Consider the following 22613-nt stretch of genomic DNA (forward strand, 5'->3'; position numbering starts at 1 on the left):
CACCATGTCCGACGCCCCAGCCACTCTGCCTGACGGCACGCTGACCTTCCTCCCGGAGCGGCTCAACCGTGACCCGGCCGTGCTTCGCGGACTCACCAACGACGAGATGTGGGTCGCCCTAGTCGTCGGCGCCGGGCTGGGTGCGATTCTCGGCGCACCGCTGGCGGTGGCCACCGCCTCCCTCGCTACCCTCCCCACGTGCATGTTCCTGTGCATGGCATTGATGTTGCTCGGCGGCGGCAAGCTGCTGCGCCGGGCCAAGCGTGCCCGCCCCGAAACTTGGTTGTACCGACGTATGCAGTGGCACTTGGCGGCGCACTGGGGCATCGGCACTCATCAGCTGATCCTGCACTCGGGGCCCTGGACCGTGCGCCGTACGCGTCGGCATGCGAGGGGCACGCCATGAGCCGCTTCCGCAATAAGGTGGATGCGCAGCAGGCGCATATCTTCAGTCTGCGCCTGGCCGTGGGGATCCTGGCGCTGCTGTGCTGCGGGCTCTGGTATGGCTGGCAGTCCGCGCCGTCTGAGCTCACCATTCACGTGCCACCCGATCTGCGTTCCGGTAGTACGCGCAAGTGGTGGGATGTACCCCCGGAAAACATCTACGCCTTCGCGCTGTACATCTTCGGCCAGCTCAACCGCTGGCCCACCGACGGCGAGGTCGACTACCACCGCGCCATCTTTGCCTTGCAGCCCTACCTGACACCGGCGTGCAAGACCTTCTTCGACGGCGACTTCGAGTACCGCAAGGCCGCCGGCGAACTGCGCGGCCGAGTGCGCGGCGTCTACGAGGTGCTGGGCCGCGGCTACAGCGACGATCCCGACCTGCGTGTGAAACAGCTGGATAAGCACAGCTGGCTGGTCAGACTCGACCTCAATGCCGACGAGTACTACGCCGCCGAACCGGTGAAACGCGTGGTGGTGCGCTACCCGCTGCGAGTGGTGCGCTTCGACGTCGACCCCGAGTACAACAAGTGGGGCCTGGCCCTGGACTGCTACGAAGGCACGCCGCAGAAGCTGACGCTGCCTGGAGGTGCGGGATGATGCGAGTCTTGATCATGATGTTGGCGGTAGCTGCAGGTTGGTGTTCTGCAGCCGGTGCGGTCGAGGTCAAATACTGGGACCGCCTGCCGCTGGCCGTTCCACTTACGGTGGACCAGGAGCGAGTCCTGATGCTGGATGAGGATGTTCGCGTGGGGGTGCCGGGCACGGTCGCCGGCAAGCTGCGTGTGCAGTCGGTCGGAGGCACGGTGTACCTGCGCGCCGCAGAGGCCCTCCCCCCGACCCGGCTGCAACTGCAGTCGGTGAAGTCGGGCGACATCATCCTGATCGACATCGAGGCGCTTGAGGGTAGCGAGGCACTGGAGCCAGTCAAGATCGTGGCCCAGGGTCAGGCGCCAGACGATGAGGCCGCAAAAGACACCGCACCGACCGCGACACCGGTACCGGTGGTGCTCACCCGTTATGCCGCGCAGAACCTCTATGCGCCCCTGCGTACCGTGGCACCATTGCCCGGTGTACGTCGGGTTTCCTTGAGCGACTCTGCCGCGTTCAGCACCTTGCTGCCCACCGAACGGGTTTCGATCAAGGCACTCGCAGCCTGGCGGCTGGGCGACTACTGGGTAACGGCGGTGAAGATCGTGAACCGCGGCCCCGGCAAGGTGGCGCTGGACCCGCGCCACCTGCAAGCCACGCTGTACGCGGCAACTTTCCAGCACGCGGACCTCGGCCTTGCCGGCACGCCTGAAGACACCACCGTAGCCTACCTGGTTACCCGTGGCGGCGACCTGAAGCACGCGCTGCTGCTGCCCCCGCCAAAACCGGAGGCTGGCGATCATGAAAGCTAACAGCCTGCTGAAGTGGCTGGTGCCCGGGGTCCTGTTGGGCATCGTGCTGATCATCGTCAAATCCTGGGTGGCCGCGCCAAACAGCGAGCCCGTTCACGATCCTGACAAGGCCGCGCTCAGCGCGGAACAGGCCAAAGCCTTGGGCATCGCTGGCGACACCCCGCGCGACACCGTGGCCACGCTGATCGGCCAGGTAAAAGCGATGCGCAGCGAAATGCAGACGTTGAAGAAAGGCAACGATGCGCTGCAGACCGAGAACAACCGGCTGCGCACGCGCGAAGGCAATATCGACACGCGCATCCAGAGCACGCTGAGCAGCGTCACCCAACAGGTCACCGAGCAGCGCCAGCAGGCCAACGATGCTCGGCAGAAAGCTGAGCAGCAGCACCGCGAGACCCAGGGGCTGCTCTCTAGGCTCAAGGACCAGCTCACCGGCAAGCCAGCCGCGAAGTCAGATGTTCCCGCAGGCTTCGGTCTTGAACCGGGCGACGAGCAGCAATTTGTAGGGGCTCAAGCGCCGGCAGATGCGGTGCAGTGGATCGAACCGTCGAATGCACGCGCCGGGCAAGAGGATACCGGTAAAGCTGATGGTCCCCTGTCGTCGTTGACCTCAAAGTTTAAGGACCTGCACAGTCTGGACAACAACGCCATCGATCGTGGCCAGGACCGCTTACGTGCCGTCGCCAAAGGCGAGCGTGATCTGGAAGACGCTCAAGACCGTACCGAAAGCGCCAGGCCTGTTTACACCCTTCCCGAGAACTCGACGTTGATGGGCTCGATCGCCATGACAGCACTGATTGGCCGGGTGCCGGTGGACGGCACAGTGAACGATCCCTATCCGTTCAAGGTGCTGGTGGGGCCAGACAACCTCACTGCCAACGGCATCGACCTGCCGGACGTGGTCGGCGCGGTCATGAGCGGCACTGCCGCCGGTGACTGGACGTTGTCCTGCGTGCGCGGCCAGGTCGAGTCGATCACCTTCATCTTCAGCGACGGTACTGTCCGCACGGTGCCGCAGCCGCAGAAGGTCGTCAGCCGAAATCGCAGCAGCACCCAGACCTCGGACACCGAGAAGATCCGCGGCGGCCTGGGCTACATCTCCGACCCTTACGGCATTCCCTGCATTTCCGGCGAGCGCCGCTCCAACGCCCAGCAGTATCTGGGCAGCCAGAGCCTGATCACCGCAGCCGGCGCCGGCTTCGCTGCAGCCCTGGGCAGCGAGCAGACCAACACCTCCTTCATCAATTCGGCCAGCGGCAGCCTGGGCCTGTCCCAGAACAGCGGCAACAGCGCGCTGAACTCGGTGATCAGCGGGGGTATTGGCGACATCCGCGAGTGGATCAACAAGCTCTACGGTGAAGCATTCGCCGCCATCTACGTGCCGCCTGGGGCCAGAGTGGCCCTGCATCTGGACCACGAAATCAGCATCGACTACGAACCCAAAGGCCGGAGAGTGAACCATGAAAGCCCATCCGTCTCGGTACTGGATCTGGATTAGCCTGCTGCTCGGCCTGCACCTGGCGGGCTGCTCCACCAACAAGGAAGAAATGCTGCCCCACGGTGATCACACCATGCTGGATATCTGGAACGGCGGTGGCTCGGTCGGTACTCAGCAGCAGCTGTCGGAGGCGCGTGGCGAACTGCGTCGACCGGTGCTTGATCCCGAACGCCGGATCAACGACCAGAGCGCCTACACGCGCACCGCCGCCAATGAAATCCGTGCCCAGTTCCCGCGTCTGCCCAATCCAGACCTGGTCATGTACGTCTACCCGCATCTGGCAGGTACCCAACAAACGCCGGTGCCTGGCTACTCGACCGTGTTCCCGTTGTACGAGAAGGTCCAGTACGCGCTGCCCGGCGAGCGCCTGGACGGTCTGTGATGGCTGATGACGCGAGTCGCGATCCGTCCCGCTGGAAGCCCTGGCGCGCGGCACAGCGCCGGCGCGCCACCCTGGCCGACGAGGCCGCCCAGTACGCGCACAACCCCAGCTTCACCGACCACCTGCCCTGGGTCGAGTATCTGGAAGAGGGACAGTGCTTTCTGCTTGATGACAACCGTTCCGTGGGCGCCGTGTTCGAGCTGCAGCCGATCGGCACCGAGGGTCGCGAGCCCGAATGGCTAATGGCAGCGCGCGATGCGCTGGAAGATGCGCTGCAAGACAGCTTCGACGAATTCGACCAAGCGCCCTGGGTGGTGCAGTTCTTCTGCCAGGACGACAGTGACTTCGCCCCGTACCTTGAACGCCTGGAGCGCTACATCGCGCCGCGCGCGCGAGGTACGCCATTCACCGAGGCCTTCCTCGCGTCGTTGCAGCGACACCTTGATGCCGTCGGCAAACCGGGCGGGCTGTTCGACGACCATGTGGTGTCTCACCTGCCGTGGCGCGGTAGCAACCGGCGGATTCGCCTGGTGGTCTATCGCTGGCTCGGGGAGCAGGCTGACGAGGATGGGCAGAGCCCGGTTCAGCTGTTGAACCGCACCTGCGACCGCTTGGTGGCCTCGCTGCAGGCCTGCGGGGTCAGCCCTCGACGCTTGATCGGGCGTGATTTCTACGCGTGGTTGCTGCCCTGGTTCAACCCCGCTCCTGCCCTCACCGGCGAATCCCCTGCCGCGTTCTATCGACGTGTGCCCTACCCGGAAGTGGATGACGGCGAGGAGCTGCCGCTGCCGTTCGACCACGATTTCGCCGAGCGGCTGTTCTTTAATGAACCACGTTCCGATAGCGAGCAAGGTCTGTGGTACTTCGATCAGCAGCCCCACGCTGTGATGGTGGTCGACAAGCTGCGCAGGCCACCACATATCGGCCAGCTGACCGGCGAGACGCGCAAGGGCGAAGCATTAAACGCCCTGTTCGACCAGTTGCCCGAGCAGACAGTAATGAGCCTGACCTTGGTGATCACCCCCCAGGATGTGCTCGAGGAGCAGCTCAACCGCCTGGCGCGCAAAGCCATCGGCGAAAACCTCGCTTCGACCCAGACCCGCCAGGACGTGGAAGAAGCGCGGGCGCTGATTGGGCGCCAGCACAAGCTGTACCGCGGCACGTTGGCGCTGTACCTGCGCGGCGCCGATGAACAGCAGCTGCGTCAGCGTTCGGTCCAGGCCGCCAATGTGCTGCTCGGTGCCGGCCTGCAACCGGTGCGCGAGGGCGATGAAGTGGCCGCCTGCAACAGCTACCTGCGCTGGTTGCCGATGATCTACAACCCGGCGCGTGACACACGCAATTGGTACACCCGACTGCTGTTTGCTCAGCACGTCGCCAACCTGCTGCCGCTCTGGGGGCGCAGCATCGGTACTGGCAACCCGGGCATCACCTTCTTCAACCGCGGTGGTGCGCCGCTGTCATTCGACCCGCTGTCGCGCTTTGACCGCTCCATGAACGGCCACCTGCTGTTGTTTGGCCCGACCGGCGCCGGCAAGTCGGCCACTCTAGTCTCGATCCTCATGCAGGTCATGGCCGTGTACCGGCCGCGACTGTTCATCGTCGAAGCCGGCAACTCTTTTGGCCTGCAGGGCGACTACTTCGCCACCCTCGGCCTGTCCGTCAACAAGGTTCAGCTCAAACCAGGCAGCGATGTGAGCATGGCGCCGTTCGCCCATGCCCGGCGCCTGATCGAACATCCGGACCAGGTCGCCAGCTTGTCTACCGAAGATCTGGCTGAGGCCGCGCCGGACAGTGATGAGCAGCGCGACGTGCTGGGCGAGTTGGAGATCACCGCGCGGCTGATGATCACCGGTGGCGAAGCCAAGGAAGAAGCGCGCCTGACCCGGGCGGACCGCAGCCTGATCCGCGAGTGCATCCTTGATGCCGCTCGACACTGCGCCACGACGGAGCAGCAGGTGCTGACCCGGCATATTCGCGATGCCCTACGTAAGGTCGCCAGCGATACCCACCTGCCCAACAAACGCCGTGAGCGGGCCCAGGAGATGGCCGAGTCCATCGACCTGTTCTGCCAGGGTTTCGAAGGTGCATTGTTCGACCGGCCCGGCACGCCCTGGCCGGAGAGCGACGTAACGATCGTTGACCTCGCCACCTATGCCCGTGAGGGTTACGAGGCGCAGATGTCGATCAGCTACATCAGCCTGATGAACACGGTAAACAACATCGCTGAGCGCGATCAGTACCTGGGGCGACCGATCATCATGGTCACCGACGAAGGCCACATCATCACCAAAAACCCGTTGCTGGCCCCCTTTGTGGTCAAGGGCACGAAGATGTGGCGCAAGCTCGGCGCCTGGTTCTGGCTGGCGACGCAGAACATGGCTGACTTGCCAGACGCGGCGCAGACCATGCTCAACATGATTGAGTGGTGGATCTGCTTGAACATGCCGCCAGCGGAAATCGAGGAAATTGCCCGTTTCAAGAAACTCACGCCGGCACAGAAAGCGTTGCTGCTCTCCGCGAGCAAGGCTTCGGGCAAATACACCGAGGGCGTGGTCCTGTCCAAGAACTTGCAGACGCTGTTCCGCGCGGTGCCACCGAGTCTGTACCTCGCCTTGGCCATGACCGAGCCCGAGGAAAAAGCCCAGCGCTGGCGATTGATGGAAGAGCACCAGCAGTCCGAGCTGGAGGCCGCCCTGCAGGTCGCAGCGGGGATTGATCGACTGCGCGGCATGTCGTGAACGAAACCGTCATGGCAATTAGAGCCCCTCTGTTCAGCAAAAATCGACAGAAGCACATTTGTACTCCTCTGGCATTTTGCGCATCTCGCGCCGCTAAATCGAGCGCCCGACAAAATCGATCACCCCGGACTCGGTTTGTCCGCCCTCCTCCAGTACCGGATCAGGGATGCTGAAACTTGGCGCACGGATGCTCACCGCTGCCACCTGCCGAGCGTTGCCCATGAACGTCACCGCCTTCAACCGAAGCAAAGCGTCGAAGCCCAGAAAGGCTCGGCGTGGCCGTGCCTTCACCGCGGCAACTCTACTGGTCGTCGCCGAGCAGTGCCTTGCATTGACCACGCCTACCATCATCGCCTCCGTCGGGTCGCTGCAGTGCCTGGAGTACCGAATCGTCGGAATCTGCTACTGGCTGCTCTGTACGCCCTTCGGTTGCACGGTGCGAACCTCACCGAAGATCCATCACTTCATTCCCGAGCTGGTGGTATCGAGCTATGCCGACACCGGCGCCAATCCCTGGAGCGAAATGTCGGCGCTGTCGGCGCCGACGCCGGCGTCGCAAGGAGGTGGCAACCTGATCACGCCGTCGCTGCATCGCGATAACCTGCCCAGGTTCAAGAATGTCGACGGCATTGGCCATCCCGGCGGAGCAGCCCTGACGGCCCTGGCGCACACGTTCGGCTATGCCTGCCCAAACGGAGCTGTGCCGTTTGCGCCCTACTACCTCAGCACGCTCGATCCGCTGGCTTGGCGGCAAGCCATTCCCGAATCCGTCTACCCACAGGCACTGGTCCCGGGGATGCGCGAGATCGGAAACCAGGCACTCGGGGACATGTGGGGCAACGTGTATCCGCGACACGGTTTTCTGGTGCAGCCCGACGATTTCAAGGCGGCTGCCGTGATGGCCCAACGCGCCAGCGACTTCATCACCCGCGTCGGCCAGCCGCACGTTTATCTACCGCTGCAACCGATGCCGGCCCCTGGCTACTGGCCGCCGCAGCCGGTGATGGAGAACAACGTCAACAACCACCGCTGGCAGTTACTCACCCCGGTGATCCAGAACACCTGCGCCATCTTCCCCAGCCCAACGATCCAGAGCGCCGACGGCGCCTATGCCTGGTCGCTCTGGCGGCCCTACCGCTGCTGCCAGCGCATGGGCCAGACGTTTCTGTTCAGCATCGACTTTGATGGAGGCCACTGATGAAAATCCTCGCGCTCGGGTTGGTGTGCTTCCTCGTGTGTGCCGCAGGCCATGCTGCAGAGAACGGCTACCACCTTGGTGACCAGGCTCCGGTCCTGGATGACCGCGTGATGTACACCATCGGTGGCGGCTCAGCAGCCGGTGCGCCCTCCTCGCTCTACCGCCCCAATGGCCTCGGCGTGGGTATGTCCTGGCGCGCCAACATGATGTGCGGAAACATGAACCTATCGAACACCCTGCAGAACCAGCTCAATGGTGCCACCCAGGGCTTTCAGCAAATCATGGGTAACGTCATCCAAAACGCCACGCAGGCAGTGATGTCGTTGCCGGCGATGATCATTCAGCGCGCCAATCCCGGGCTGTATGAGTTGCTGAGTAATGGCGTGCTGCAGGGGCGCATCGACTTCGACCGTTCCAAGCTCACCTGCCAGGCGATGGCGGCGAAAATGGCCGACAAGGTCGACCAGGCCGGCTGGGGTGCGCTGGCCCAGAATCAGGAAATGCAGCACAACCTCGAGCAGTCCGGCGGCGATGCCGTCATGGCGGTGAAGGATACCGAGTCGAACAACGGCAACAACGGCGTCAGCTGGGTCGGCGGGCAGAAAGCCGGTGGCAACGGCCAGCAACCCATCCGAGTGACGTCTGACGTGGTCAAGGCCGGCTACAACCTGCTGCACAGCCGGTCCGCTGAGGACTCCTCCGCCCTCGGGTCGGCTTGCCAGAATGGCGCCATCTGCCAGGCCTGGTCGAGCCCCGAGGATGCCTCCGAATGGGCGACGCGTGTGCTCGGTGAAACCGAGGTGGAGACCTGCAACGACTGCGAGGCGCTGCGCGTAACCGCCGGTACAGGCCTGTCGCCGCTGATACAGGAAACCTACACGGAACACCTGGAAGGCCTGCAGCGCATGATCTCGGGCGCCGACCAACCCACTCCGGAGAACCTCGGCAAAGTCTCCAGTCCGCTGCTGCAGGTCTCGCGCGGCGTCATCGAGGGGCTGCGCGACGACCCCGACCAGAACCTACTGGCCCGTCGCTTGGCCAGTGAGACCGCACTGTCCAGCGTCATCTACAAGGCGATGCTGCTGCAGCGCACCCTATTCGCCGGCAGCCACGAACCCAATGTGGCTTCGGCACAGCCCGCCACCACTGCTCTGAATAGCAACGTCGAAACCCTGGAACGTGAGATTCGACTGCTGCAAACCGAGCTGCAGGTACGCCAGTCGCTGGCCACCAATACCGCCAGCCTGGTTCTCGATCGCCACGCAGGCGGCGCCGACGCCTCGCGCAGCATCGATCAGCGCGACCCGGAGTCGGACCGACTGCGCCGGGCTGAACAGGAGAGGAGCACGCCATGATCACGTCATCTATGAGATCCCTGATCGTCCACATGCTGCTGATCCTCGGCTTCATGCTGGTCATGTTGCTGATTGCCTGGATGGCGCTGCAACTGCCCGCCATCCACCTAGATAGGCTCCAGTCTGCTCAGGCGACTACGCCCTACTTCGCGTGGTGGCGCGCCCTGCTGTACACGCTGATCTTCGCCGGTTGGGCCGCAGCGTTGCGGATGCGGGCTACGCCTGTGGACCAGCAACGGCTAAAGCGTCTGGGATTGATCGGCTTCAGCTCGATCATCCTGGTCGAACTGGCTCGCGTGTGAGGTGTAGCCATGAACATGAGCACCAACAGCTACCTCGAGTACTACCTGTCGCTGCTGGCCTGGATCATCAACAACGGGATCTGGAACACGTTGGCGGACACCGGGCTGTTCGCGGCCCCCTTCGGCGCGATCATCCTGCAGGAGTGGCTATCGGCCCGCCAACAGGGAGCTGACGAGGGCAACAAGGGCCTGCTATCGATCCCTCGCGTCGAGAATCGGCTGTGGATGAGCTACGTAGTCATTCTGTTTGGCTGCATGCCATTCTTTCCGCTGAACCTGTCCTCCGTGACTTTCGACGATGCCACAAGCCAGCGCTGTGGTGTGTCCATGGCCAGGCCTGCCGACACGGCCTGGGGCACGACCTTCAATACCATCGGCGAGAAGTCAGCAAACGTGCCGGTGTGGTGGTTCCTCGTGCATGCCATGAGCAAAGGCATCACCGCCGCAGCGACCGCGTCGATTCCCTGCGCACCCGACATCCGTGCAATGCGCATGGAGATCGACAGCTCGCGGATCAACGACCAGGTGCTGCTACAGGAAGTCGCCGACTTTACTCGAGACTGCTACGGTTTTTCGCGCTCGCGGCTGTTCACCAATCGCCCCGAGCTGGACGAGTCGCAGAGCTACGACGCGTCATGGATTGGCTCGACCTACCTGCTCAACACACCGGGCTACTACGATACCGATCGCTCGCGAATGCCCAGAGTCGATTGGCCATACGACGAGACCCGAGACACCTCCCTGCCCCAGCTCGACAGCGGTGCCGGCTACCCCACCTGCAAGCAGTGGTGGAGCGACGGCACGATCGGACTGCGCGATCGCTTGGTGGCCGAGGTTGATCCATCACTGCTATCGCAGCTACGGGGCTGGCTGACGGGGCGCACCTCTACGGAGGTTGAAGACGCCACTTTGCGTGAACTGGTGAGCCCACGGCAGCAATCATTGAGCATGGCGCCTGGGCAGGTGTTCCAGGACTACGGTAGCAGCGCGCGGGGCGGCTCGTTGACGCAAGGGCTGAACAACCTGGCCACGAACACCGGCTTGGCCTTGGGCTCGTTCAGTAACTTCCCGGCGATGAATGCGCTGCGTGCGGCATTGCCGATGGTCCAGGCCTTTCTGATCATGGGCACGATCATCAGTCTGCCGCTGGTACTGCTGATCAGCACCTACCAGCTCAAGGCGCTCATGACGATCACATTCGCGCTGTTCACGCTGCACATGCTGACGTTCTGGTGGGAGCTCGCGCGCTGGATCGACTCGAGCATGCTCGAAACACTGTACAACCAAGTTTCCGCCACAGACCAAGCGCTGTTGTCGTTGCCGACAGCAGGGTTCATGGATGGGACAGTCACCGCTCAGGTGATCGAGTACGTAATGGGTGCAATGTTCGTAGTACTGCCGATGTTTTTCCTCGGCGTAATGAGCTGGGCGGGATACAACGTGGGTAGCGGTATGCAAACGCTCCTCACTCGGGGAACAGAAGGTGCTCAGGTACAAGCAGAGAAGGGATCTTCACAGGTCATGTCCGGTGCCCGCAGACTGAAATAACCAATCACCTGGAGGCTCCATTGTCGTCGTACATTTCTGGGAATCTAAGATGATGTCGAGGGTGGCTCATTTCATGGATCCGGGGCTGTCTCTCAGTACTGATTGGCAGCGCGGCAATGGTCCATACAGCCAGCATCCCGAGCGCGAGAGAAATCGCAACTGAAGCAACGGCGAGCATCAGGATCAACTTAAAAACATAAAAGCCAATTTTGCGATACTTGAACGGCACAGAGGCCAAAACGCCGGAGTTCAAAGCGTTGGATTCGAATCTGTTCAGCACTCGACCAGCACCAACCGCAGCGCGAATAAGATGCTTGCCGATGCCGGTCCGGCCAGAAGTCGAGGATGCTGGAGTCGACATTTGATTGCCTCCCTTACCCGTCACCGCGTTCGCGGCCAAGCCGCTACCGCTAATTTGGATCCAAGCTCTAGCTTACTCCTCTGTCGCTAAATTCCATGACCGTTGATCACTTAGACAACGCGGATTATCGCCGGTGGCGCTCATTGGATAGGGAACATTGCCTCCACCGAAAAGCGCCATTGACGCTATATCGGTTCGCTTGGTAAACCAATTATGCAATCGCTGGTTTTCCAGCACCCCAGGTAGCCATAACCTTTGAGGCTACGTCACGCATGTGATGGTTACCCCTAAATGCGATTCGCGTTCGGCAGCTCGCATGGTCACCGTTCCCCGGTGATGAACGCTTTCTAATTCCCCGGGTTCACTGAACCCGCGTCTTCGTTGCACCCTACTCACATCCATTCCAGTGCTGGGAACTCTCCCATACAGGGTGGCGTTCCTCCGCACCCTCTGGAGGATCTCATCATGCTGCGTTTCACAGGCACTGAACTTCACGCCGTGTTGGCCGAGGCCGGTATCAATGGTTGCAGATTGATATTGGTGAAGGACCACGGTGTTTACCTCATGTCCGAGATCGGCGAAAGCATACCGGATGGCGGTGGCCGCAAACGCGTGGCTTATGCCACTGGCTGCAACCCCAACGTCGACGACTTCGACACTTGGTGGAATCGCGCCCGCGATGAATTCGGCGGCGATGATTTTACCGAGTACTTCGACATCAATGATCCTGTCCTCGCCAGCCTTCGCGGTACCGCAGGATCGCTGGTGGTGGAGGCTACTTCTACCCACCTGTACCTGGCCGCCGAGGTTGACCCCGCAGGAAAATCTTGAACGCAGAAGCGAGCACCTCGCGTATCCAGAGCGGCACCTTTAACGGGCCTCTCTGGACGCCTCTCGCACCATGTTTCAGTCGGGTGAAGATCGCCGTTTGTCAGGGATCCGAGGCCGAAAGTCTCCCTTGCCCCCCCCTGGATAGAGACCTCCATTGGAGGTAAAGATCGGAGATTGACCTCACGTCCAAGCGCGGTTTAATACATGAAATCCCCCAGCTCAATGCCTTGCTCGGATTGAGGCAATCCATGCACAAACCTCACATGAGGTGTCGCGGGATCAGCTACGCGGAGGTCCCAATGTCCAGGATGAAGCGCTTTTCCAACGCTGTGGTGCTGAGCCCAGGCGCTTGGCAGCAGTTCATTGCACCTGCCACAGGCGAGGAACCCATCGGACAGTCAGCTCTGCGCCTGGCAGACCTGCTCAACAGCGTGCTGACCTCGGCACCGCGTACCTCAAACTGCCCCATAGAGCTGCAACTCGACCGTTCGCGGAGCAACGGCACTTCCGTATCTGCTCACCTGCCGCAGCTTCAGCTGGCTCGCATCACCCCACGCAGCGGACCGGCTTTTCTGCTCATCCGGCTGCCCGGCGAGCTCGTAGTCGAAATCGCCGCCCTCTGACCCTGTCAGCACCGCTACTGCCTCACTACTTCACCGGGAACCCTTCCCGGCTGGGCAGCGTTCCCTCTACACGCCCGGAGAACGCCATGTCCGATATCTATCTGGATGTCACCAACAAGATCGTCAGCGCCTTGAGCCAAGGCGTGATCCCCTGGATCAAACCCTGGACCACCACTGGTTCAAGTGCTGACTCCCCTTTTCCCATCAACGCCATCACCAGACGCCCCTACGCCGGCATCAACATTCCACTGCTGTGGGCCGAGGCGCGCCTGCGAGGTTTCACCCAGGATCGCTGGCTGACCTTCAACCAGGCACGCAAAGCTGGTGGCCATGTACGCAAGGGCGAGCAATCCACCCTCGCGGTGCTGTACAAACCGATGAGCAAGGAGGCGCACGACGAGGACGGCCAGGTCGTTCGCGATGACCAGGGCAATATCAAGATGGTGCAGTTCGCCCTCTTGCGCACGCACTATCTATTCAACATTGAGCAGACCGAAGGCTTGCCTTGCGAGGAGCCAGACCCCGCTGAGCACACCAAGCCGCCCGCGTTTATCGACCATGCCCCGGCCGAGCAGCTGCTGCTAGCCTGCGGCGCGCAGATCGAGCATTGCTATGGCGATAGCGCGTTCTATCAGCCGCTGCGCGATCGCATCCAGCTGCCCACCAAGGCCCAGTTCGAGGACGTCGGCAGCTACTACGCGACGGCCCTGCATGAGCTGACCCACTGGTCGGGGCATCGATCGCGCCTGAATCGCGATGGCATCACCGGCGGGCACGCGTTCGGTTCCGCAGCCTATGCTTTCGAGGAGTTGGTCGCAGAAATGGGTGCAGCGTTTCTCTACGCGCTGACCGGCACCCAGGGAGAGTTGCGCCACGAGGAGTACCTGGCCTCCTGGCTGAAGATCCTCAAGGAGGACAAGCGCGCGATCTTCCGCGCCAGTGGCCAGGCCCGTGAGGCCTCGGAGTACCTACTGGCGCTGCAGTCCGATCACACCATTGAAGCGACGGAGCGACTCACGGCGTAATTTCCCTCAACCAGCAAAAAGGCCCCGATTGGGGCCTTTGTTTTGCCTGTAGCGCCATGTATCGGCCGCGGCTAATGCGCAGCCGATTACTGCAGCCAGCTCTCGACAGTATCCGAGCCGTGTTCCTGCTTCCACTGCTTGAGGATCTTGTGATTGCCACCCTTGGTTTCCACGACCTCGCCGCTGTGCGGGTTCTTGTAGCGCTTGACCTCGCGCGGCTTACGCTGAGCGCTGGTGGAGGTGGCGGCGGTACTCACGCTCACGCCCTTAGACGGATCGAGAATGGTGATGACCTGGCGCAGGTTCATACCGTACTCATCCAGCAAGGCCTTGAGCTTTTGTTCAAACTCGATTTCCTGCTTCAGGCCGGAATCGTTTTTCATCGCGTCCAGCTGCTGAAGTTGAGCAGCCAGTTGAGCTTCCAGTGCTTTGAATTCGGCAAGTTTGGACATGTGAAATCTTTCCTAGGGTTGGGGCATGTGAATCGATATTACCTGAGACACAACTACTAGCCGAGCGTTAACTCTCTCTTGAGCTAACTTTTCATCCTTCAAAATTTAAACATATCTATTTGACTAGTCAGTCCGGCAAGAACTGGCAAAGGTGACCTACTAGTTCCCGAGGCGTGGGACTGTTGCCAATCTTGAACAGCATATCGCGCTGACTGCGTGGCAGCTTTTTCGCGCAGCGCTTGGCCGCAGATCGAATGGCAGCATCCGTACCATGAATCCGGTCGGCCAACAGCACGATCAAAACGGCATTGCTCAACGTCATCAGACCATCTGCCCCAAAATTATGCCGGACAGTCTACTCCCCGATAAAAGGACAGGCCATTCCGATCCAGCACCTAACGCGATGCGCCAGGCTTCGAATTTTCCCGTTCGCGAAAAGGACCAAGGGGTTAAAGGGTAACGGCGGCAATGGTAAGGGGCACAAGGGTAAGAGGCCTATCCGAAAAGGCAAAAAGACCTTCTGAATGTAAAGCAGGTAACGCGATGAAGCGCTGGTGGTTCAAACATCCAAAAGGGAATGCCGCGGAACCCTCGCGCGCTCCAACGCCGGTGGGGTTTCTCCTCCCGCTACCCTCTGAATCCCTGCTCTGTGCCGACCACCGGAAAAAGCTGCTGGAGCGCATATGGCAATACACGGCTCTCTCCGAGTCACAGTTCGATGAGCTCTACCTTGATCCGATCCGCCGTTACGCCAGCTATGTCCAGCAACTCCCCGCCAGCGAAAGCCACCACCATGCCTATCCGGGCGGCATGCTGGACCATGGTCTAGAACTGGTGGCCTGCAGCCTGAAGTTGCGACAGTCGTACCTGCTACCCAGCGGCGCCGCACCGGAAGACCAAGCCGCACAGGCTGACGCCTGGAGCGCCGCGATTGCCTACGGCGCCCTGCTCCACGACATTGGCAAGATTGCCGTTGATCTGCAGGTCGAGTATCAGAATGGCGAAGTGTGGCACCCCTGGCACGGCCCTTTGAACCAGCACTACCGCTTTCGCTACGTGGCCGGTCGCGACTACCAACTGCACGGCGCCGCCACGGGACTGCTGTACACGCAAATTTTGGCGCCCCGTCTGCTCGACTGGCTTAGCCACTATCCGGTCTTGTGGAGCCACCTGCTCTTCCTACTGGCCAACCACTACGAGCATGCTGGCACTCTCGGGGAACTGGTACTGCAAGCTGATCGGGTATCTACCGCGCAAAACATCGGTGCCAACCCCACCAAAGCCCTGCAGACACCCAAACACTCGCTGCAGCACCATCTGCTTATGGGCCTGCGCCACTTAATCAAAAATGAGCTCAAACTCAACCAGCCCGGTGCGGCCGGCTGGCTCACCAAGGATCATCTGTGGTTGGTCAGCAAGACTTCCACCGACAAATTGCGCGCCTACCTGCTGGCTCAGGCGGTCGACGGAATCCCCTCCTCCAACATCGCCTTGTTCGATGAGCTGCAGTCACATGGATTGGTGGACACGACACCGGAGGGCAAAGCGGTATGGAGCGCCACCGTAGCAGACGATGACTGGCAACATCGCTTTACCTTTCTTCGCCTGCAGCCAAGCCTTGTGTGGGCCAATGAGCCTCGACCAGACTGCTTCAGTGGCACGGTCGAGCCGATGATGGATGGTCCACTAATGACCAGTGAAATCAACGAGCCGGTCACGGATCAGCCGCAAACAGCCTCAGAAGAAAAACAGCAAGCCCCCGAGCAATTGAGTCAGGATTTCGACTACCTCGATGATTTGATGGACATGCTGCAAGTGCCAGCCGAGCTCGAGACTGGATCAAACACGGGCCCCCTGGAATCCGCCGCTGCGCAACCCCAGGATGGCGTGGGGCTGGCCTTTCTCGAGTGGCTGCGAGACGGAATCCATACTCGTCGCTTAGTGGTCAACGACAGCAAGGCCAAGGTCCACACCGTGGACGGCACTTTTTTCCTGGTCACGCCGGGCATTTTCCAGCGCTATGCAGCCGAGCATCTAGAGCAGCCTGACGGAGCCGACCAGAAAGAACCTTGGCGGCGGATTCAACGTCATTTTGAGAAGCTGGGCATCCACCAGAAACGAGCTAATGGACAAAATATTTGGACCTGCGCAGTGAGAGGTCCTCGCAAAACAAGCGTTCTAAATGGCTACCTGCTGCTTGGAGCAGCAGAACTTACCAGTGAGCATCCGGTAGACAACCCATACCTCGCATTGATCAGGTAAACCAACCTCGAAGGGCAGCTTTCGACCCATAGCCGTCACCGGGCCGTGAGCAAAAAGCGACCAGACGCGCCTGCAGGCACTGCTGTCACCGTCGAGTGAGAGTCCTTCGCTGCCGGGCTGAGCTCGAGCTGGTGCCACCCCGGGCGCTCATGGCCAATACAGTCGCAATACGGCCGTGTGGCGCCAGCCGAAATACTCACTGAGGTGACCCGGCCTACGTGACCAGGGCCGGAACCCTTGATGCACTCAACTGGCTTTCTTGTCAGAAATGGTTTTAAAGATCAGCTCAACCGGGCTGGAGAACGGGATCTCGTCCATGGTGCCCGACTTGGTTGATCTGAACAGACTCTCCAACACCAGCTTGCGGTCTTCCTCGGACTTCAGCTTGCCTTCGTTCAGCAAGGCCAAGTAGGTCTTGGTGAACGTGATCCGCTCCTCGGCTTCCAACGTCAGGTGTGAGTGGGTATTGAACTGGCGAAGCGTAATTCTGATGAGAATTCCCAGGAGTGTGATCAGCAATGCAACCCCGGCCAAATCCGCGATCGCCGTAGCCACTTCAGATCGAGCAGCGCCTGGCACCACAGCATGGGTCGGTGTTGTGGTCACTGCAGATGCGGTATCTGCAGGCTCCGTTTGAGCTGAGTGTTGAACAGGGTCGCCAGCCTGAGCAGAAACGGCCGCAGGCAACAGTGCTGCAACGAGACCCACAGAAGAGCCGTTGCCGTCCGCGCTTTGCTGACGGTACTGACCGAACGCGCTTGAGAGCCCCGCAGCCCCACCAACCCCGTAATAGCCCATTACCGAAACGAACATGACCGCCATGCTCATGAGCACCGCAAAAAACCAGACGACCTTGAACACTGAGTGATTCCGTTTGCGCACCATCCAATATTGCACAGACGCATTCAGGTCTACTTGATCGTGGTACGCAGTTTTCGCGGATTCAAAAGAATCTACAGCGTCGGTAAATGCCGTGCGGGCTGAATTCCGCGCGTTGAGCAGATAGGCAGAGTAGCGTTTGCGACGTCGGATGTACGCGTTCTTCAACGAGTCGCCCAAGCTGTCGAGGTCTCGCTTCGCCGACTGGGTGGACTCGCTGATGTCGGTTACGTAGGTATTAACTGCATCCGTTGCCAAGTCAGCATGCGAAACGAATCGATCTAACGTTTCCAACATCAACGCAGAGCGGGCATCAGCCCCTATGGATGAAAAACCTTGAAGCGAAATGGCAATTTGAATCGCAACCGAACGCTCAAAGGTGAGCCGATCGCTGATTGCAAATTCGCTAATCCTTTCGTCACGAGCGACCAAGCTCCTGGTGTATTTACTCAAATATAGGATTGCCAAGGCAGCCGTGACATCATCGTACTCCCGCCTCGTTTTGGCGATGAGGTAACCGGCATCACTGTCATTGAGTAAAAATACGGACGTCTCGCTTCCCAGCTTATAGACAGATATCTTGCTATCTTCCATCTCCTGCCTAATCACAGAGATCGGATCGTAAAAATAGACCCGAAAAATGGCTTTACCGACCTCCTGATAGGCGCCCGTCATGTTTATAAGCCACTCCCACCCCCGGCAAATGGATTGCAAATAATCTTTGAGCTCATCCTTGGATTTGAACCTTAACACGTCGCCGTTTAGACGTAAGACTACACCCGCGCTTTTCGACATCAACATCTTCCCCTGACAAATGAGCGAGCTCTGAATCGTCCTTGGTTTTGTAGACACATCGAACGGCTGCTTTGGGTCGATCGCCACGAACTGCTATCGGCCAGAAGCGGTCATTACGCCTGCCTACAAAACTAGGAGTAATTCAGAGTGCTGTATTTGGCCTCTTCTAGGTCTGCTGCGACCAGCCTTCGATTCGATCTTTCATTGCTGTATTTTAGGGTTTAGAAACGTCCAGAACAAACACATCAATTAGTCCAGCCAGCTCTGGCGGCATCGTTTTCTCGATGCTGCCTTTCAGTTCCTGAGCGTTGTTGATACTTCGGTTTTTAATTCCTGCGACGTTCACATCTGGGCCAAACCAGATCACAAGATAAATGCCTTGGTATTCAGCGTCGGGGTGGATGGAGTAGCGCGCATATAGTTGCGCCACCGCGGCAGTGTATAACTCTCTATGCCACTGACCTTTTACCTCAGTCACAAGCAGCCGTCTTTTACCACCGATCAATTTTGTCGCAGTGAAATCGCTGCGGTTAGCACTCTTCAGCTGGTGCTCCGGCGTAATTGCAATGCCCTGCGGTTTGAGTATTAGGCTGAGACGTTCAGCAATGATTTCGGTAGCTCGTACTTCGTTCAGGTGCTTACCATCATCGTAAAAGCGATCCGCGGAATTAAATTCGCCACCATTTATTGCTTTCTGAAAATCTAGAAGTTCTTGGAGGACGAGTTGGCGCAAGCCCTCAACATTCACCACCACATCGCGATCCAGGCGATCGACGACTTCCTGTGGCGTCGGCGGTTCGAAATCTCTCCGTGCTTTTTGACTGATTTTACGAGCACGTATGCTCTTAAGATCGTTGTACATATCTGTAAACTTCGGATCGGCAAGAAGTCGATCAATGACACGGACGATGTCATCGGAGACATCTAAATCGATTAACCAAACGATTTCTGTCAAAAAGCGGTATGCATTTTCTTCGCTGGGGCTTCCCGTACCCCAATGGCTTGGTAGGTATACCTTCGGCCACTTGTCAATAAAGGCATCTAGAACAGCCACCACTTTGCTTAATTTGAGCGTAGGCCAATGGGAGTGTTCGCCATAGTTAAATCGCCCAGAACGCTCATTAAGCGAAAATATGGTGTCCTTGTCGGTTTTGAGCCAATTCCAGTATATTTCAGGAGTGTCCTCTAAAAAATAAAAGGCGCGCACGAACCAAAAAATGCGCCTTTTTTCGAGGTCTTCATCGCCAGTCGGACTGGGCCACGCGGACATGAAAGTTGTGCAACGCTCTGCGATGATTTTTTGAAGGGCATCGCGATCACCGAACTCGGCCGCAATTTCAAAGAGCATATCAAGCGATCCGAGCGCCAAATCAGGAAATCGGTTAAGCCATTCTATTGAAATTGCGTCCCTTAGGTGACTGAAAACTTCATCACCGCGTAACAACCAAATATCGGGATGTTGGCAGCCTTTTTGTGCGAGTTGGGGCTCGACGTACTGCCGGAGAAAGGTTTCGGCACTTCCCGTAGATGCGAAAATCAATCGGTCGACTTCATCTTTCAGCGCATGGCGCTCTTCGTCGGACACGGCACTATAGCCCATGTCGAGATTAGTTCGGAGTGCATTCAGTAACGGCAGATCGACGCTTTCCAGGTTTCCGTCGCTGCGCATGATTTCCAAGCAAGCTGCAAAAAGAACAGGTTCAGTGTAAGCGCCCTGCGATGCACACTGTAATTCCGCAAGCCTGAGCAGATTAGGGACATCGGGAGCAATGAAATCTAGGCAGTTTCTGAGAGCTTTACGAACGAGCGCTTCATCGCCGAATTCATGCTCAATTTCATCGGGGGAGGTAAGAGCCGAATTAGCAAAGCGCGCAAGATACCCCCAATGCCGACCGTTTTCAACAAGCTCTCGGTTGTCCCGCAAATACTGAATATTTAACTTATTGATATCGTTTTTTTCTCGGTGGCGGCGTTTCATCCTCCGCCTGTGGGCAAACATGCTTTTTTGTTGGGATTGTGCAGATTGCGCGGCAGCTCTGTTGAACATTGCCCACTCGCGCATCAAAGAAGATTTCTCCAAGGCCTGTTCACGCATGTGCCGTCGTAATTTATTTGGACCTCGCAGCGCTTTACTTTGATGGAAGTTATGCATTGCGATATAACTCACCCACAATGCTGGGTTATCAGTTTCAAATGCCAGGTCGACTATAAAGTTGCAGTCATTGGATTGAAAGCGAAGGCCAGAGTGAGAGTGAAAATCAAATTTCTGTATTTTAGTCTCGAAAATATCGTCGCTGTTAGTAAGATTTCCAAATGCTTGTGCCATGATCCCCTGGCGCAGGCCATCGTCATTTTGAAGCACTTGAACTGCTTTGCTCTGATCCGCTGATTTCTGATGATGAAAAATAAGATTTTCGATCCAATGCCAAACCCTTTTCGGGTCAAAAGGAGGCATTGCCAGGTCAAAGTATCGATCCAGCATTAGGCCTACAATCTTGCTGATCCCAATTCGACAATCACATTCAAAATGCTTTTTTTTGCATGTGCAAACAAGCTCTTTAGTTAAGTCGTCAAGCAGCCACTCGATTGATATCAAACCAAGTCCGTCAACAAAACGCCTTATATAGTAACGCGGCGTAGCGATTGCGGATCTGTATGGTTCTTGATGACTAGGGTAAAGTTTCGAGCAGACTCGTAGAAAGTCGGCGAGGTAAGCTAAACTAAATACTTCTGCGCCGATAGCCGTTAGGATGGTTACCGCAATTTTCAGAGAGGTATGACTGGCTTCAGAGACTAGGGCTGCTAAATCGGCGCGATGGTCATGGCCCGACAGGTCGAGCAGACATCTGCTAGCCAACAAGCGAGTGTGTTCGCTTTCGCTTGAGTTCAACACGAGTTGATGCAGTTCTGGTGTCAGATGCGCAATCGCTGGTGACCCCGTCAACAGCTCAAGTATTAGATCACGCAAATGCCCTTCACTGCCGCCCGCTAGCAGGGGTTTAATCTCTGTCATAACCTCTTGCGTAAAGAAACCTGAAGCACTGAACCGGCGCCAAGCATCTCCTCGGCGGAAATAGGGGTCCTTCGCTTCGACGTCTTTCAGGCCCTGTATAAGTAGACGTTTTGAGGAGTGTTCGAGTTGAGATGGATCACCGTTCGCAAGCACCGCGTAGGGATCAAGCGCAATAGCAGTCTCTTGAATGGATCTATTGCCTAGCGCCGCCAGCCAACCCAGTAATCCCCGGAGTTCATCTCGAACTACGTTGTTCGGAGCGATGACAGGTAGGAATTTATGTAATGTCAGAGGATCAACCGGATCGGCGATCCGCTTTGCAAGGTAGTCTGCCGCACAGTATTCAGCGACGATCTTGTGAACAGGCCGATGTTGATCCGCACTGTCCCCAGGTTTGAAAAGTCGAGTTGCTAAGATGCCTTCAGCTGCTGTGTGTTTGTCAAAGAGTGATGCCAGCAGTGGATAGATCCGATCTGCGGTTGACTCGCTCGTTCCTATGCCTTCTGCTCCGGACAGCAAAAGCTTGGCGAACACTTCAGACGATAGAGCAACCCTTTGTGTGCTGGATAGCGTCTGCGCGACATTGACGTTGGCTTCCTTCGCCAGCCGCTCTACCGCTTGTGAAAATATATTTCGCTTATCTGTAAAGTGTCTGCCGCTTTCAATATAAGCATCTGCAAACATTTTGAGAAACTGGGGATTAGGGAGTAACGCTTCTAAGTCGAATCGAGCTACTTCCGCTTGAAACCTTGAAAATTCCTCACCCCGAACATGATGATAAAAAATTTCCCGCTGTTCTCCCTCGTCAAACTCGCAGAGCCTAACCACCAGCGGTGAGCATCCTAGATAGTCTTCGAATGCTTTCGTGGCAGCTATGCCCCACTCGCTAGATCGGCTCGAAATGATGACTCGTGTTGGCTTTGCTTTTCTGGCGTTAGCAAGAAGGCTGTGAATACCCGTTTGATCGAGTTTGGCCAGCTCGTCAAACGCATCGATCACAAGTGGGTAATTCTCGGCATCAGCCCCCAAGTGTTTGAACTTGTTTGCGGTAACGGTGGAGGTTCCCAGCTGTCGGGCTAGGCTTCCCATAAGTTCAGTTTTTCCGCCTCCGGGTTCTGCTAAAACAACAACGTAATTTGATGCCGCCAGCAATGCTTCTTCAGTGTAAATGCTGTCTTTATTGGAGAGGCTGCGCGGAAGGTAGAAAGTTGAATTCATAGAATAAATTCTGCATTTTTGAGCTGCACCTTATTTTTGGTGCGATGTCATTTCAGCCAGGTCAATTTCACTGACTGTTCCTGCTGATGATAGTACGCCATTTCAATCTCAAATTGGGCTTCGCAACGGTGCTGGCGCTCGGGGTTTTCGGTACGGTGCCAATCTCAGCAAGAGCAATCTCCCTGATCATAGGTTCAGCGGTGCTGATTGCGTTTACACTCTAAATTGCCCCCAATTTTGACACGTCTGAATGTCCTCTATTGGCCGGAAGGTGGCACTGGTG

At 58.2% G+C, this 22613-nt stretch carries 20 protein-coding genes; 14 read left to right on the forward strand and 6 right to left on the reverse strand.

Annotation, left to right across the window (positions count from 1 at the left end; genetic code table 11):
* Positions 1-4 precede the first annotated feature (4 nt).
* The 6 genes from ABVN19_RS11105 to ABVN19_RS11130 are packed head-to-tail and all read left to right on the forward strand — an operon-like array spanning position 5 to position 6468.
* Positions 5-406 carry a TIGR03750 family conjugal transfer protein gene (locus ABVN19_RS11105; RefSeq protein ID WP_105642010.1) on the forward strand — a complete coding sequence of 134 codons (402 nt, stop codon included), beginning with the start codon at positions 5-7 and terminating at the stop codon, positions 404-406.
* Complete coding sequence (locus ABVN19_RS11110; RefSeq protein ID WP_105642009.1) at positions 403-1044, forward strand: PFL_4703 family integrating conjugative element protein; 642 nt, start codon at positions 403-405, stop codon at positions 1042-1044. The genes ABVN19_RS11105 and ABVN19_RS11110 overlap by 4 nt, the downstream gene beginning before the upstream one ends.
* Positions 1041-1847, forward strand: coding sequence for a TIGR03749 family integrating conjugative element protein (locus ABVN19_RS11115; RefSeq protein WP_105642008.1), 807 nt, complete (start codon positions 1041-1043; stop codon positions 1845-1847). Before ABVN19_RS11110 ends, ABVN19_RS11115 begins: the two co-directional genes overlap by 4 nt.
* On the forward strand, positions 1837-3345 hold the full coding sequence (locus ABVN19_RS11120; RefSeq protein ID WP_105642007.1) for a TIGR03752 family integrating conjugative element protein: 1509 nt from the start codon (positions 1837-1839) through the stop codon (positions 3343-3345). Before ABVN19_RS11115 ends, ABVN19_RS11120 begins: the two co-directional genes overlap by 11 nt.
* Entirely contained in the window at positions 3308-3727 is a 420-nt protein-coding gene (locus tag ABVN19_RS11125) for a TIGR03751 family conjugal transfer lipoprotein (RefSeq protein ID WP_105642006.1), read from the forward strand. The genes ABVN19_RS11120 and ABVN19_RS11125 overlap by 38 nt, the downstream gene beginning before the upstream one ends.
* The gene (locus ABVN19_RS11130; RefSeq protein ID WP_105642005.1) at positions 3727-6468 is read left to right on the forward strand and encodes a conjugative transfer ATPase; all 2742 of its coding nucleotides are present in this window, start codon (positions 3727-3729) and stop codon (positions 6466-6468) included. The genes ABVN19_RS11125 and ABVN19_RS11130 overlap by 1 nt, the downstream gene beginning before the upstream one ends.
* Positions 6469-6561: 93 nt before the next feature.
* Here the strand turns inward: ABVN19_RS11130 and ABVN19_RS11135 are convergent, their stop codons facing one another.
* Entirely contained in the window at positions 6562-6690 is a 129-nt protein-coding gene (locus ABVN19_RS11135; RefSeq protein ID WP_256585852.1) for a hypothetical protein, read from the reverse strand.
* Between ABVN19_RS11135 and ABVN19_RS11140 the strand changes: the two genes are divergently transcribed.
* Genes ABVN19_RS11140 through ABVN19_RS11155 form a run of 4 tightly spaced genes read left to right on the forward strand, consistent with a single transcriptional unit; the run spans position 6689 to position 10871 of the window.
* Complete coding sequence (locus tag ABVN19_RS11140; protein WP_105642004.1) at positions 6689-7666, forward strand: TIGR03756 family integrating conjugative element protein; 978 nt, start codon at positions 6689-6691, stop codon at positions 7664-7666. The genes ABVN19_RS11135 and ABVN19_RS11140 overlap by 2 nt on opposite strands.
* Positions 7666-9021, forward strand: a complete 1356-nt coding sequence (locus tag ABVN19_RS11145; protein WP_105642003.1) for an integrating conjugative element protein — start codon at positions 7666-7668, stop codon at positions 9019-9021. Before ABVN19_RS11140 ends, ABVN19_RS11145 begins: the two co-directional genes overlap by 1 nt.
* Positions 9018-9323 (forward strand): hypothetical protein, encoded by a 306-nt coding sequence (locus tag ABVN19_RS11150; protein ID WP_105642002.1) that lies wholly within the window; start codon positions 9018-9020, stop codon positions 9321-9323. Before ABVN19_RS11145 ends, ABVN19_RS11150 begins: the two co-directional genes overlap by 4 nt.
* Positions 9324-9332: 9 nt before the next feature.
* Entirely contained in the window at positions 9333-10871 is a 1539-nt protein-coding gene (locus tag ABVN19_RS11155) for a conjugal transfer protein TraG N-terminal domain-containing protein (RefSeq protein ID WP_105642001.1), read from the forward strand.
* A 4-nt stretch (positions 10872-10875) separates the two neighbouring features.
* On the opposite strand, the gene ABVN19_RS11160 is transcribed toward ABVN19_RS11155, so the two are convergent.
* Entirely contained in the window at positions 10876-11232 is a 357-nt protein-coding gene (locus tag ABVN19_RS11160) for a hypothetical protein (protein WP_105642000.1), read from the reverse strand.
* 465 nt (positions 11233-11697) lie between these two features.
* Between ABVN19_RS11160 and ABVN19_RS11165 the strand changes: the two genes are divergently transcribed.
* The 3 genes from ABVN19_RS11165 to ABVN19_RS11175 all read left to right on the forward strand — a co-directional run bounded on the left by ABVN19_RS11165 (position 11698) and on the right by ABVN19_RS11175 (position 13711).
* Positions 11698-12063 (forward strand): DUF3085 domain-containing protein, encoded by a 366-nt coding sequence (locus tag ABVN19_RS11165; protein WP_105641999.1) that lies wholly within the window; start codon positions 11698-11700, stop codon positions 12061-12063.
* Between the two features lie 299 nt (positions 12064-12362).
* Complete coding sequence (locus tag ABVN19_RS11170) at positions 12363-12686, forward strand: hypothetical protein (RefSeq protein WP_256585851.1); 324 nt, start codon at positions 12363-12365, stop codon at positions 12684-12686.
* Between the two features lie 86 nt (positions 12687-12772).
* Positions 12773-13711 (forward strand): zincin-like metallopeptidase domain-containing protein, encoded by a 939-nt coding sequence (locus ABVN19_RS11175; protein ID WP_105641997.1) that lies wholly within the window; start codon positions 12773-12775, stop codon positions 13709-13711.
* An 86-nt stretch (positions 13712-13797) separates the two neighbouring features.
* Here the strand turns inward: ABVN19_RS11175 and ABVN19_RS11180 are convergent, their stop codons facing one another.
* Positions 13798-14163, reverse strand: a complete 366-nt coding sequence (locus tag ABVN19_RS11180; protein ID WP_105641996.1) for a histone-like nucleoid-structuring protein, MvaT/MvaU family — start codon at positions 14161-14163, stop codon at positions 13798-13800.
* 127 nt (positions 14164-14290) lie between these two features.
* The gene (locus ABVN19_RS11185; protein WP_105641995.1) at positions 14291-14485 is read right to left on the reverse strand and encodes a hypothetical protein; all 195 of its coding nucleotides are present in this window, start codon (positions 14483-14485) and stop codon (positions 14291-14293) included.
* 221 nt (positions 14486-14706) lie between these two features.
* Between ABVN19_RS11185 and mobH the strand changes: the two genes are divergently transcribed.
* Positions 14707-16425, forward strand: a complete 1719-nt coding sequence (gene mobH, locus ABVN19_RS11190) for a MobH family relaxase (protein ID WP_105641994.1) — start codon at positions 14707-14709, stop codon at positions 16423-16425.
* Positions 16426-16671: 246 nt separating this feature from the next.
* Here mobH and ABVN19_RS11195 read toward each other — a convergent pair whose 3' ends face one another.
* Together ABVN19_RS11195 and ABVN19_RS11200 are read right to left on the reverse strand one after the other, a co-directional pair.
* Positions 16672-18099 carry a DUF6161 domain-containing protein gene (locus ABVN19_RS11195; protein ID WP_146117327.1) on the reverse strand — a complete coding sequence of 476 codons (1428 nt, stop codon included), beginning with the start codon at positions 18097-18099 and terminating at the stop codon, positions 16672-16674.
* A gap of 214 nt (positions 18100-18313) precedes the next feature.
* Positions 18314-22330, reverse strand: a complete 4017-nt coding sequence (locus ABVN19_RS11200; protein WP_105641992.1) for a hypothetical protein — start codon at positions 22328-22330, stop codon at positions 18314-18316.
* Between the last annotated feature and the right edge of the window lie 283 nt (positions 22331-22613).

The organism is Pseudomonas vranovensis, assembly GCF_040438935.1.
Lineage (GTDB): Bacteria > Pseudomonadota > Gammaproteobacteria > Pseudomonadales > Pseudomonadaceae > Aquipseudomonas > Aquipseudomonas vranovensis.